Here is a 12,535-nt window from a genome sequence, read left to right as displayed (position 1 = left end):
CAATCTTGTCCAAAACGCCGCGTCAACGATCACATCGCCGGGGCTCGACGGACGGCTCTCCCCCACCCGCGCCGTCCGCCGCCCGCCCACGGGCCCGTCCACGGCGCCGGCCGGCCTCCCGGTGCCGGTCAACCTCCCGGTACCAGCCCCCGATAGCGGTCAGCCTCCCGGTGCCGGTCAGCCCCCCGCGAAGGGAGGGAGCACCTCGACCGTCGCCCCGTCGGCGAGCACGATCGTCTCGTGCGCCCGCCTGCCCACCGGGTCGCCGTCCACCAGGAAGGACGACCGCCGGACCACCTGGGCCAGGCTGTCGCGGCCCGCTGTGACGTCCGCCATCAGCTCGGCCAGCGTCGCCGCCTCGAAGGGTTCTTCGGCGACGCCCGCGGCGTCCTTCGCCGCCGCCCAATAACGGATCGTGCCCCTGGCCATCTGTGAACCACCCCTCCTGCATACGCACGGTCACCACGTCATTACGATGAATCCACCGGAGAAACGAGTGTTCATCAGGTGGACGTCAAGTGGACGCTTCATCCTTGTGGGCTATCCTCACCTACTACGGGACCTGGGCGACGTAGCCCCCGGGTCCTTACGTGTTTGTACGGCTATCGCCGGCACGACGCGGGAAGGAGGCATAGTGAGCAATCTCCTGCTGCTCACCAACGCCCTTGAGCCCTCGACTGAGGTGCTCCCGGCGCTGGGGCTGCTGTTGCACTCGGTCCGGGTCGCGCCTGCGGAGGCGTCAGCGCTGATCGACGCGCCACCGGCCGACGCCGTCCTGGTCGACGCGCGCCGCGAACTCGTCCACGCCAAGAGCCTGTGCAGGCTGCTGCGGACCACGGGCATCGACTGCCCCCTCCTGGTGATCGTCACCGAGGGCGGCCTGGCCGCGATGACCGCGGAGTGGGGCGCCGACGACGTGATCCTCGACAGCTCCGGCCCCGCCGAGGTCGAGGCCAGGCTCCGGATGGCCGTGGGCCGGCTGAACCTGTCGGCCGCCGAGGAGGCCCCCGACGAGATCCGCAGCGGCGACCTGTCGATCGACGAGGCCACCTACACCGCCCGGCTCCGCGGCCGCGCGCTGGACCTGACCTTCAAGGAGTTCGAGCTCCTGAAATACCTGGCGCAGCACCCCGGCCGGGTCTTCACCCGCGCCCAGCTCCTGCAGGAAGTGTGGGGCTACGACTACTTCGGCGGCACCCGGACCGTCGACGTCCACGTCCGGCGGCTGCGCGCCAAGCTCGGTGCCGAGTACGAATCGCTGATCGGCACCGTGCGCAACGTCGGCTACCGGTTCGTGCCCGAGCGGGGCAACGAGGCCGCCGAGGAGCGCGAGCCCGCCCGCCACTAGCCACACCCGGTCACGGACCACCCGCCGCCGGCCGTACCCCTGACACGGACTACCTGCCATCGGCCCTGTCCCTGACGCAGACCGGAGGAAAGGTCCGCCGGACACCCGTCCGGTGGACCTTTCCGCTGGGCCTTTCCGATTGGCCGGGCCGCCGGCCCCGACGAGGTCAGGCGGCCCGGCCAGCCGGGGCGGCGATCAGGGGGTGACGGTGATGTGGTTGGGGACCGGGGGCGTGATCGACGGGTTCGCAGCGAAATAGGCGGCGAAGGCGTCGATGTCGAGCGGGCCGCTCCACAGGTCCGTGCCGTCCTTGAAGCCCAGGAAGGCGTCACCGCCGCCGACGAGGAAGTTGTTGGCGGCAACCCGGATGGTCTGGGTGTCCGTCACGGCGACACCGTCGATCTTCAGGTTGGAGACCTTCGAACCCCACGCCGCACCCGTGCTGTAGGTGTAGGTGAAGTTCGACGACGGCTGCAGGATCTTGGTGAAGGCCTGGTTGTTGGGCCCGCCGGTGAACTGCTGCTCGAGAATGGTCTTGAGCTGCGCACCGGTGAGCGTGATCACCTGCACGAGGTTGTTGAACGGCTGGACCGTGAAGGCCTCGCCGTAGGTCACCACGCCGTCGCCCTCGCCGGCGGGAGAGCCCAAGTAGGTGAGGCCGGTGCGGACGCCGCCCGGGTTCATCAGGGCGATCTGGGCGTTGCCTCCGGTCTTGGCGGCGGTGAGCTGGCCGTCGGCGATGAGGTTGCCCAAGGAGGACTCGCCGGACGGGGACGCGGTGTTGGTGATGTCAGCGGTGATCCTGCCGAGCGGCTTGTTGGCCACCGGCGCGACGTTCTCCTTCCACGTCTGGACGAACGCGGAGATCTCCGGGTCGGGGGTGACGGTCCGGGTCACGACCTGGTTGTCGGCCACGACCGAGGAGCGCACGACGTCGCGGGTCCGGACGTCCACCTGGAAGTCGACCTTGGTGATCACCCGGCCGAACGAGCCGCCCTGGCTGTACAGGCGGGCGCCGCCGGCGGGGTCGGTCACCGTGCACAGGTAGGCCTGGTGGGAGTGGCCGCTGAGGATCATGTCGATCTCGGCGTCCACCTGGGTGGCGATCCGGTTGCCCGCGCCCGGCTGGGCGCTGCAGGCGTCGGGCGACTGGTTCGGGGTGACCTGGTCACCCTCGTGCACCAGCACGACCTGGGCCTTGACGCCGACCAGCTTGAGCAGCTTGGAGGCGACGTTGGCCGCCTTGACCTCGTCGATGAACTCCAGGTCCTTGATGCCCTCGGAGGTGACGATGTTCGGGGTGGTCTTGGTGACCAGGCCGATGAAGCCGACCGGCACGCCGTTCATCCAGCGGACCGTGACCGGCGGCAGCGCCGGGATGCCGTACTCCTCCAGCAACCCGCGCAGCGAGTCCGTGCTCTGACCGCCGAGCGCGGCGAGCGCCTCCTTCTCGGCGGCCGCGTCCGGCCGCTTGAAGATCACGTTGGCGCCGAGATAGGTGTAGTCCGCGCCCTTCCACTCACCGGCGGGCGAACAGCCGTCCACCGGGTGGCAGCCGCCGCGCATGATGCGCCTGAGCTCGCCGTAGCCCTCGTCGAACTCGTGGTTGCCCACGGCCGAGGCGGTGATGCCGACCTTGCCGAGGAACTCGACCGACGGTTCGTCGTGGTAGGCCGCGGAGATCAGCGGGGTGGCGCCGATCAGGTCCCCCTGGGCGACCTTCAGCGTGTTCTTGTCCGACAACTGCTTGAGGTGGGTGGCGACGTAGGCGGCGCCGCCCGCGTCCACTGTGGCGCCGTTCTCGTCGACCATGCGGCCGGAGGAGCCGGTCGGCGGCTCCAGGTTGCCGTGGAAGTCGTTGAGGGACAGCAGGCGGACGGGGACCGTCTTGGCGGCCCTGTTGCCCGCCTCGGCCGGCCCTATCGCGAGCACGAGACCGGCTCCGGCGAGAACGCCGGCAGTGGCTAATCGCAGGAAGGAGCGAGACATCATGAACCACGACATTAAGGCGGCAACCCATGCGTGGAATGTCTAAGAGGTAACGATTCGCCTGACTAGAAGATGGCGCTTTTTGCCAGTACCCGGCGATCCGATGAAGTCCGGGTCCGCCTAGAGTCCAGAACATGAACGTGCGTGTGGAACATCGGGGACGACTTGACGAGCGAGAGGTGGCCGCCGTGCTCACGGTGGTCGAGGCCGCCACGGAGACGGACGGGGTCAGACCGCTCAACGAACACGTGATGCTGCACCTGCGCTACGGCGGCGACGAGCGGGCGAGGGCCGTGCTGCTGTACGTCGGGGACGACCTGGCCGGCTACGCGCACCTCGACCCCACCGACCCGGTCGAGGGGCCCAGCGGGGAGCTGGTGATCCACCCCGCCTTCCGGGAGAAGGGCCACGGCCGGCGGCTGCTGCAGGCCGTACTGGAGCAGACCGGGGGACGGCTGCGGCTGTGGGCGCACGGTGGGCATCCGGGGGCCGAGGCCCTCGCCCTGTCGACCGGATTCGCCAGGATCAGATCGCTGTGGCAGATGCGCCGCTCGCTGTTCGCGGCGCTCCCCGCCTTCGAACTGCCCGACGGGGTACGGCTGCGCACCTTCCAGCCCGGTTCCTCCGACGAGGAGGCCTGGGTGGCGCTCAACGCCAGGGCCTTCGCCCACCACCCCGAGCAGGGGACGTGGACGCTGGAGGACCTGAAGCGGCGCGAGCGGGAGCCGTGGTTCGACCCGGCGGGCTTCTTCCTGGCCGAGCGCCCGGCCGGGTCCGCCGGCGACGGCCGGCTGGTCGGCTTCCACTGGACCAAGGTGCACGGCGACGGCGGCCACGGGCACGAGCCGATCGGCGAGGTCTACGTGGTCGGGGTCGACCCGGCCGAGCAGGGCGGCGGGCTGGGCAGGTCGCTCACCCTCGCGGGCCTGTCCCACCTGCGGTCACGGGGCCTGGCCCAGGTCATGCTGTACGCCGACGAGAGCAACACGGCGGCGATCCGCCTCTACGAGAAGCTGGGGTTCACCCAGTGGGACGTCGACGTCATGTACCGGAAGTGACGCCTGCGGCTCTGAAGGCGGCGGCCGCGCTCTGGAAGGTGGCGTCCCTCCGGAAACGGCGGGACGCCGAACCCCCGGAAACGGCGGGACGCCGGCCGGGAAGCCCCGACCGGCGTCCTGCCGCGGTGGTCGTCCGACCATCCGGCGGTGGTTATTCGACCATCCAGTGGAGCGCGTAGTAGGACAGCGCCGCGACGAGCGCGGCGGCCGGGATCGTGAGGACCCAGGCGGTCACGATGTTGCCCGCGACGCCCCAGCGCACGGCCGACAGCCGCTTGGTGGCACCGACGCCCATGATCGCGCTGGTGATCGTGTGCGTGGTGGAGATGGGGGCGCCGAAGCCGATGGCCGCGGTGTAGAGAACGGTCGCCGCGGCGGCCTCCGCGGCGAACCCCTGCGGCGGGGTGAGCGCGATGATCCGGCGGCCGAGCGTCCGCATGATCCGCCACCCACCGGCGTAGGTTCCCAGGGAGATGGCCGTCGCGGCGGCGAGGATGACCCACTGCGGGATCGGGTCGCCGTCCTTCTGGAACCCTCCGACGACGAGCGCCAGGAAGATCACACCCATGGTCTTCTGAGCGTCCTGCAGACCGTGGCCGAGGGCCATGGCCGCGGCCGAGACCGTCTGCGCGTGGCGGAAGCCCCGGTTGGTCTTCGCGGGCTGGGAGTGACGGAAGCCCCACAGGATGGCGATCATGATGATCGCGGCCAGGGTGAAGCCGATCACCGGGGAGAGGATCATCGGAATGACGACCTTCTCCACCACGCCGTCCCAGTGGACGGCGCTCGACGAGGCCAGCGCCGAACCGACCAGGCCGCCGATCAGCGCGTGGCTGCTTGAGGAGGGCAGCCCGAAGTACCAGGTGATGAGGTTCCAGACGATCGCGCCGATCAGGCCGGAGCCCACGATCACCAGCCCGTGGCTGCCGTTCGGAGCGTCGATGATGCCCTTGCCGACGGTCGCCGCCACCTGCGTGCCGAGATGGGCGCCCAGGAAGTTCATGGCGGCGGCCATGAACAGAGCGGCCCTCGGCGTCAGCGCGCGCGTCGAGACAGAGGTCGCGATCGCGTTGGCGGCGTCGTGGAAACCGTTGGTGTAGTCGAACGCCAACGCCACGACCACCACGCCGATGACGAGTGCGAGCGTGAGGTCCACTTAGCTTTCCTTGACCGCGATCGACTCGATCGTGTTGGCCACGTGCTCGAAGGCGTCGGCGGCCATCTCCAGCTGATCGATGACCTCCTTCATCTTGAGGACGGTCAACGCGTCGTACTCCCCGCCGAAGAGCTTGGCGAGAAGGCGGCGGTAAACCTGGTCAGCCTGGTTCTCCAGCCGGTTGATCTCGATCCAGTACTCGTTCAGGTTCCTCATCGAGCGCAGCCGGGGCATGGCCTCGGCGGTCAGCTCGGCGGCGCGCTCCAGGACCTCGACCTGACGGACGACCTCCTTGGGAAGGTGGTCGATCTGGTACAGGACGATGAGGTCTGCGGCGGCCTCCATGTAGTCCATCACGTCGTCGAGATTGGACGCGAGACGGTAGATGTCCTCGCGGTCGAAGGGCGTGATGAAGCTCTCATTGAGCCGGTTCATGATCGCGTGGGTGCGTTCGTCACCGGCGTGCTCACAGGCGCGCATCTTCTCGGCCAGGGCTTCCCTGTCCGATCCGTCGCTGATGATCTCTACCAACAGACGGGACGCTGTGACGAGGTTGTTCGCCGAGTCGGCGAACAAGTCGTAGTAGCTGTCCTCACTAGGTGTGAGACGCAGGCGCACGTCGTTCTCCAGATGTGCGGGGATGGTCCGCAGAGAAGGGTACGGGTTACCAGCGGAAATACGAACTTCACCCGCTAGACGCCTACTCTTCCAGTTGTCGCTACCCGGCATATACCTGGCGACACTCGGCTTGAGGGAGCCTTGGCGGCATCTTTCCGATGACCGTTTTGCTGGTTTTGGCCATGTTATGCCGAAGCTGACCCAGTATGGGGCGCCGCCCCCTGTCCGGAAACCGGCGTGTCGCCACCCCTGCCCCACCCGCCCCCGGGGAAGGTCAGAGTGATTTCCGTCACGGCGCCCCACGGCGCCCTACGGCCCCCACCGCCCCTCGGCCGCGCCCGACCGGCCAGGGCCCTCGGGAGCGGGGCCCGCAAGGCCTCAGAGGCGGGGCCGTCAAGGGCTCAGGCAAGGGCCTCAGGGGCGGGGCCGCCGAAACTCCGGACGCGGATCCGGCGGAAGCCTCAGATGTCGGTCCGGTGGAAGTTCAGGTAGGAACGGCTCGGGGTCGGGCCGCGCTGCCCCTGATACCGCGAGCCGTACTTCTGCGAGCCGTAGGGGTGCTCCGCGGGCGAGCTGAGCCGGAACATGCACAGCTGGCCGATCTTCATGCCGGGCCAGAGCTTGATCGGCAGTGTCGCGACATTGGAGAGTTCGAGCGTCACGTGCCCGCTGAACCCGGGGTCGATGAAGCCCGCGGTGGAATGGGTGAGCAGGCCGAGCCTCCCCAGTGAACTCTTGCCCTCCAGCCGCGAGGCGATGTCGTCCGGAAGGGTGATCACCTCGTAGGTGCTGGCCAGCACGAACTCGCCGGGATGCAGGATGAACGGCTCGTCACCATCGGGCTCGACCATCCGCGTGAGGTCGGGCTGCTCGATCGCCGGGTCGATGTGCGGATACCGGTGGTTCTCGAAGACCCTGAAGTAACGGTCCAGACGCACGTCGACGCTGGACGGCTGGATCATCTCCGGCTGGAAGGGGTCTAGCTTGACCCTGCCGGACTCGATCTCGGCGGCGATGTCACGATCGGAAAGCAGCACGTGAGGCAACCTACCAACGCCACGCCCCCGGGCAGACCGAGAAACTCTGCCCCACGGACTGCGAGAGTTGCGCGAGTTTCCGCTACAGTGGGGGACGCGGCAGACCGCTGCGGGTGTAGTTCAATGGCAGAACATCAGCTTCCCAAGCTGACAGCGCGGGTTCGATTCCCGTCACCCGCTCCACTCCAAAGGCCCAGGTCAGGGATAGATTCCCGACCCGGGCCTTGATTGTTTCGGGGCTAGTTGATCTTCACGTGCCATTAGCGTGCCATTAGCTCTCGATCAGCTCACCGGGGCCAGCATTCCAGCCGGGCCGTCCTCGCCGTCCTCACGTTCGATGATCTGCCTGTCGATCGCGTCCGTAATCGTCCTGTCGGCACCCCGTACGGCGTGCTGATAGATCATCGCGGCGCGCACGTTGTCGTGACCCATCCGGGCCATCAGGTCCTTGAGCCCCGCACCGGACTCGGCGGCGAGCATGTTGCCCGCGTGCCGGAGATCATGAAAGTGGAGACCGGGGAGACCCATCTCCTTGACCACGTCCACCCAGCGCGTACGGGTGTTGAAGCCGCTGCGTCGCAGTGGTCCGCCTTTGGCACCGGGGAAGACGAGCGCGCCGGGCTCGTCCTGGACGTAGGTGGCCAGATGCTCCCGCAACGCCGGAATGACACCCTGGGGGATGCCGACGACGCGACGCCCGGCCTTGGACTTTGGCGAACCGAGGACCAGTTCACCTGTGGAGCGCTCGACGAAGGCCGCCCGGACGCGCACCGTCCCCGCATCGAGGTCGATGTCACTGCGGCGGAGCGCGCTCACCTCGCCCCACCGCAGGCTTGCGAAGGTGGCCAGCAGGACCACAGCACGGAAGCGCCGGTCATGGGTGCAGTCGGCCCGGCCCTCCATCCCCATCTTCCACAGCGCCCGCTCGGCGTCGGCACGGCTCGTGAAGACCTCGGGATGGGCCCGCATCTCCCCGTGCCGTTGGAAGCGCAGCCGGTAGGCGTTGTCCTTGAGCTTGCGGACGTTGCCGACCGGACGACGGCCCACGAGATCGGCCAGTTCGAAGACCTGGGCCACGGTCAACACCGGCCGCTCCTGGGCGTGCTCATCGCCGGCCCCGCGGATCCGGCACGGGTTACGCGGGATGATGTGGTCCTCTTCGGCGGCCGTCATCAGTACGGCCCGCAACAGCCGGTATGCCTTGGCCGCCATGGAGACCGAGACGCCGTTGCCGAGCAGATCGGCCCGCCACTGCCGAACCATCGCGGTGGAGAGCTTCCCTACGGCCGTGTTGCCGAGATACAGGGTGACGTGCTTCGCGGTGGTGGCGGTGTTCTTGGTGGGAGCGGGAGTGGCGGCGGAACGGGGGCGCGCATCGTGCGGACCTTGATCGAGTAGGCGAGGCGTCCGGTGCCGTTGACGTAGGGGGTGACGGTGAGGTGGTCGAACTCGACCGGGGTGAAGGGCAGGCCCGGCATGGGTGCCGGGGGTACGGGCTGGACGGGGGCGAGGATCTTGACGGCCACGGTCTTCTGTCCGGGCTTGACGGTGGGGTCGGCGTCCATGACCGCGACCTGCCACACCAGCTCTCCGGACTGCTTGTCGCGGGACTGGACGAACCGGCCGTTGGTGGAGGCGTCGAAGTCCTTGACCGGCTCGACCTCGCCGACGACCTAGCAGCCGTGCGGGAAGACCATGTCGAAGCCGACGAGGATGGGTCCTTGTAGAGCCATGATGGCACTCCTCTTACCGAGTGATAGGCACTTAACCTATCAAGTGGTGCTCTGAAGTAGGCTGTGAAACTTGCTAGGTCAAGTGCCTAGGAGCAGGGAACACCCCTCTAACTGTTGTGACAGGTACATCAAGAGCCTTCCGCCCCAGACCTCGCACTGGAAAACTGGAGCCGTGGACGACGGGGTTGTGCGCTTGGAGCCGTGGGGCGATGAGGACGCGGCCTGGTATGCGGAGACTGTGCGCGACCCAGAGATTCAGCGCTTCACTACCGACTCGCCGACTCTGGACGCCGCACAGGTTCAAGCCGCCATCGATCGCCTGCGCAGCGCCGACAACGAAGAGGGCTTTCTCATCCGTGACGCGGCCTCTGGCGCGCCTCTGGGCAACATCGCCTTGGCCCATAACGGGCAGGCAGGAGAGGTGTCTTACTGGCTGGCACCCGAGGCCCGGGGGCAGGGAGCAGCGACCCGGGCTCTGGTCTTGTTCACTGCGTGGATCTTCAAGAACACCACGTTGACCGAACTCCGCCTGCGCGCACACCAAGACAACGTGGCATCGCAGAAAGTAGCCCTACGCGCAGGCTATCGGCGTGATCCACAGCGCGACGGTCGCCAAGAGGCCAAGGGCACGGTATGGCCAATGCTCGGCTTCGCGTTGGCCCGGCCCGAATCGGCCTAACTCAGCGGGTATGCATCCTCCAGCTCGTGGCGATCGGCCGGGAGCAGGACCTCCACCACGGCCAGGGCTTGGCCGGAGGCGTCCCGGACCGCGCCGTAGACGGCCAGCAGCGGCGTGTTCTTCGGCATGCCGAGCTGCTTGGCCTCGTCCGTGGCGGGCATGCGGGCGGTGATCTGTTCCACGATGTGGTCGAACCGCACGCCCTTGCGGGACTGGAGGTGTTCCCGAAGGCCCTGTGGGAGCGGGTCGGCGCTGGTCAGGTCGGTGCCCTCGGACAGTTCCAGCGGCACCCACACCGAGACGACCTCGGTCGGTTCGCCGTCCCGGCTGATGAGGCGCCGGCGCAGGAACGCCTTGGTCTTCGGGGCAAGGTTGAGCAGGGCGGCGATGCGGTTGGGTGCGGCTACGGCCGCCGCTTCGAGCACCTCACCGGCCGAGGCGGTCTCGGGAGCGGTGAGGTACGCCTGTCCGGGCCGGGGCTGTTCCGCCGAGGCCATCGCCGGACGGCCGCGCACGAACCGGCCCTTGCCCTGCTGGGAGTCGATCCATCCCTGCTCGCGCAACACCCGGAGGGCGGCGACGACGGTGGGCCGGGAGACGCCGAACTCGTTGATGAGCTGGTTCTCGCTGGGCAGTAGCGAGCCCGGCGGGTAGGTCCCCGACTCGATGCGCCGTTGCAGCGCCTGCACGAGCTGTGCGTACTTCGGCGGTACGGACTCTAGCGACATTACGACAGTCCATCACCCGACAGGTTGTTTTACCAAGTTAGAGCGTAACTTGGCTTTCCTTACCTGTCACGCCACCGCTGACAGGCAGACCGGAGAAAGCAAGGGTCCCGGCAGGCAGACAGCGGGGGAAGGCGTGCGCTACGGGGGCGGGCTGCACGCACCGGCCTGTCTGCCTGCCGGGAGATGAAAGGCGCGACGGGGCGGGGGTAACGCTCCCCAGACCCCTCCTGACCGGGAAGCTCACCGCCCCGCCGCGCCTGCCTAGAGGCCGATGTAGTCGGCCAAGATCTGAGCAACGCCCGGCACGTCGCTCACCGGGTGGCGCTTTTCGGCGGACTGCCAGGAGAAGTAGGCACCGCCGTAGCCGACGAACACCCACACCGGCAACCCCACCTGTGGACGGGGAATCATCAGCGCGGTGTCGTTGTCGCGCAGCTCCGCCCGGACCCCGAGCGGCAGCAGCGCATCACGTAGGAGGGTGAGGAGAAGGGCCTCACTCTGCTGCTGCTGTTCGGACAGATGGGCCGCAGCCGCCTGCATGATCGGATTCATCTCACGTTCCCTTCGGCCCGGCCGCTTTCGAGGCAGTCGAGACATTCCTGTTCTCCGTACGTCTCGTGGTCATCGCTGCTCTCGCCAAGGAGAAGGGCACGGCGCGAGCTGCGCAGCTTGGTTCCACGTCCCCGGCATGCAGGGCAGGGGCGTGTCTCGCTGGTCTCGTCTGGCCGGGTCACCGTCGCCATCTCCTCGTTTTGATCCGCGCTCCCTGCGGCGGAAGGCGGGCTGACGTACCGTGGTTGCTTGATGGCAAGTCCACCGGCAATTCATGAATGGCAGGACCCCCGAAAAGCCCCCCTTCTTTCCTCTTGAGCCCCCAGCCGCGAGGAAGACCCGAGATGCCAGACAACATCCCGAATGTCCAACTCCGAGCGTGGCGTAATGAGCACCAGCTCACTCGCGCTGATATGGCCGACCGAATTAACGCCACTCCGGCCGGTATCGCTGAACGTCTGAATTGCGATGAGGAGCGGATCAGACGGTGGGAGGCCGGCGAGGTCTCCTGGCCGCACACCTCCTATCGACTCGCCCTCACTCAGTTGACCGGCTTGCAACCCGAAGCCCTGGGATTCCGCCAGAACCGGCGCGGCCAGAGTCGCCTGATCGAGGCCACCGTGATGCCTCCCATGGACGCGCTCCGGGCCGAGGCCGACCTGTACGGAACGATGGAACTCGCCCAGCAACTCCAGGCGTCCGATGTCGGGAACGGCACACTTGAAGCGCTCTCCGAGGCCGTCGCCCTGCTGTGCCGGGCCTATCCGGTCGTTTCCGCCGCCACATTGCGCGACCGGACACAGAAGCGTCTCGCCCAGATCACCCGGCTTCTGTCCGGTCGGGTAACGCTCGACCAGCACCGCGAACTCCTGGTCATCACCGGATGGCTGACCGCGCTACTGGGATGCGTCCATTACGACCTGGGCGAGCGGGAGGAGGCCGAGACCGCCCGCCGTGCCGCCTACGAGATGGGCCGCCAGGTCGGGCACGGCGAACTCATGGGCTGGGCTTACGAGATGTCTGCGTGGTTCGCCCTGGCCGAAGGCCGTTACGAGGATGTAGTGACCTCCGCCCGCATGGGCCAGGCCGCCGCCGGCCAATCCAGCGCCATGGTTCAACTCACCCTGCAAGAGGCCCGCGGTTTGGCCCGCATCGGTGACCGCCGGGAAGCCGACAGAGCCCTCACCCGTGGAGCCGACATCCTCGCTACGCTCCCGCTTCCGAGCAACCCCGACCATCACTTCGTGTTCGACCACGCCAAGTGGGTCTTCTATGCCGCTACCGCTTACACCTGGCTTGAGGACAACGACCGCGCCGAAGAACACGCTCTTGAGACGATCCAAATGCACACCCGTTCGGACGGCACCTCCAACGCCCCCATGCGCGTCGCCGACGCCCACATCGACCTCGGTATCGTCCACGCTCGACGCGGCAACCTTGATGCCGCCGTGGAACAGGGTATGGCCGCTTTCGACATCGAACGCAAGTCCCTCACGGACTTCGTTAACCGAGCCGGAGATCTCGACCGCGTTCTACGTCAACACTATCGTCGCGAATCTCTTGCCATGCAGTTTCATGAGCGATTTGTCACCGCACGCCGTGCACTCACCAGCGGAAGGTCATATTTAATCGACTAA

At 67.6% G+C, this 12,535-nt stretch carries 13 protein-coding genes and 1 tRNA gene; 6 read left to right on the top strand and 8 right to left on the bottom strand.

Going from position 1 to position 12,535, the window contains the following annotated elements; all coding sequences use genetic code 11:
* Positions 1-177: 177 nt before the first annotated feature.
* A complete protein-coding gene (locus tag ACWDS7_RS03810; RefSeq protein ID WP_451927988.1) occupies positions 178-429 on the bottom strand; it encodes a MoaD/ThiS family protein in 252 nt (83 codons plus the stop codon).
* Between the two features lie 205 nt (positions 430-634).
* Between ACWDS7_RS03810 and ACWDS7_RS03805 the strand changes: the two genes are divergently transcribed.
* Entirely contained in the window at positions 635-1,348 is a 714-nt protein-coding gene (locus tag ACWDS7_RS03805) for a response regulator transcription factor (RefSeq protein ID WP_306859986.1), read from the top strand.
* 195 nt (positions 1,349-1,543) lie between these two features.
* On the opposite strand, the gene ACWDS7_RS03800 is transcribed toward ACWDS7_RS03805, so the two are convergent.
* A complete protein-coding gene (locus ACWDS7_RS03800) occupies positions 1,544-3,340 on the bottom strand; it encodes a bifunctional metallophosphatase/5'-nucleotidase (protein ID WP_451927987.1) in 1,797 nt (598 codons plus the stop codon).
* Between the two features lie 131 nt (positions 3,341-3,471).
* Here ACWDS7_RS03800 and mshD point away from each other — a divergent pair, with 131 nt between their 5' ends.
* A complete protein-coding gene (gene mshD, locus ACWDS7_RS03795) occupies positions 3,472-4,395 on the top strand; it encodes a mycothiol synthase (RefSeq protein ID WP_306859988.1) in 924 nt (307 codons plus the stop codon).
* Positions 4,396-4,546: 151 nt separating this feature from the next.
* Here the strand turns inward: mshD and ACWDS7_RS03790 are convergent, their stop codons facing one another.
* From ACWDS7_RS03790 to dcd, 3 genes are all read right to left on the bottom strand, one after another.
* Positions 4,547-5,551: an inorganic phosphate transporter gene (locus ACWDS7_RS03790; protein ID WP_306859989.1), complete on the bottom strand. Its 1,005-nt coding sequence runs from the start codon at positions 5,549-5,551 to the stop codon at positions 4,547-4,549.
* Positions 5,552-6,169: a DUF47 domain-containing protein gene (locus tag ACWDS7_RS03785; RefSeq protein ID WP_012887642.1), complete on the bottom strand. Its 618-nt coding sequence runs from the start codon at positions 6,167-6,169 to the stop codon at positions 5,552-5,554. It abuts the gene before it with no gap.
* Positions 6,170-6,630: 461 nt separating this feature from the next.
* Positions 6,631-7,206 carry a dCTP deaminase gene (dcd, locus tag ACWDS7_RS03780; RefSeq protein WP_306859990.1) on the bottom strand — a complete coding sequence of 192 codons (576 nt, stop codon included), beginning with the start codon at positions 7,204-7,206 and terminating at the stop codon, positions 6,631-6,633.
* Between the two features lie 109 nt (positions 7,207-7,315).
* On the opposite strand from dcd, the gene ACWDS7_RS03775 reads away from it, so the two are divergent.
* A tRNA-Gly gene (locus ACWDS7_RS03775) sits at positions 7,316-7,389 on the top strand.
* Positions 7,390-7,488: 99 nt separating this feature from the next.
* Here ACWDS7_RS03775 and ACWDS7_RS03770 read toward each other — a convergent pair.
* Positions 7,489-8,469, bottom strand: a complete 981-nt coding sequence (locus ACWDS7_RS03770; protein ID WP_451927986.1) for a tyrosine-type recombinase/integrase — start codon at positions 8,467-8,469, stop codon at positions 7,489-7,491.
* 176 nt (positions 8,470-8,645) lie between these two features.
* Between ACWDS7_RS03770 and ACWDS7_RS03765 the strand changes: the two genes are divergently transcribed.
* On the top strand, positions 8,646-8,933 hold the full coding sequence (locus tag ACWDS7_RS03765; RefSeq protein WP_451927985.1) for a hypothetical protein: 288 nt from the start codon (positions 8,646-8,648) through the stop codon (positions 8,931-8,933).
* Positions 8,934-9,111: 178 nt separating this feature from the next.
* On the top strand, positions 9,112-9,618 hold the full coding sequence (locus ACWDS7_RS03760; protein ID WP_451927984.1) for a GNAT family N-acetyltransferase: 507 nt from the start codon (positions 9,112-9,114) through the stop codon (positions 9,616-9,618).
* Here the strand turns inward: ACWDS7_RS03760 and ACWDS7_RS03755 are convergent.
* Together ACWDS7_RS03755 and ACWDS7_RS03750 are read right to left on the bottom strand one after the other, a co-directional pair.
* Complete coding sequence (locus ACWDS7_RS03755; protein ID WP_451927983.1) at positions 9,615-10,346, bottom strand: GntR family transcriptional regulator; 732 nt, start codon at positions 10,344-10,346, stop codon at positions 9,615-9,617. The two genes, ACWDS7_RS03760 and ACWDS7_RS03755, sit on opposite strands and share 4 nt — an antisense overlap.
* A gap of 261 nt (positions 10,347-10,607) precedes the next feature.
* Positions 10,608-10,898: a hypothetical protein gene (locus tag ACWDS7_RS03750; protein ID WP_451927982.1), complete on the bottom strand. Its 291-nt coding sequence runs from the start codon at positions 10,896-10,898 to the stop codon at positions 10,608-10,610.
* Between the two features lie 344 nt (positions 10,899-11,242).
* On the opposite strand from ACWDS7_RS03750, the gene ACWDS7_RS03745 reads away from it, so the two are divergent.
* Entirely contained in the window at positions 11,243-12,535 is a 1,293-nt protein-coding gene (locus ACWDS7_RS03745) for a hypothetical protein (RefSeq protein ID WP_451927981.1), read from the top strand.

The sequence above is a fragment of the Streptosporangium sp. NPDC003464 genome (assembly GCF_053588315.1).
The sequence above is the reverse complement of the archived record's forward strand: the minus strand, read 5'-3'. Positions and strand labels throughout refer to the sequence as shown.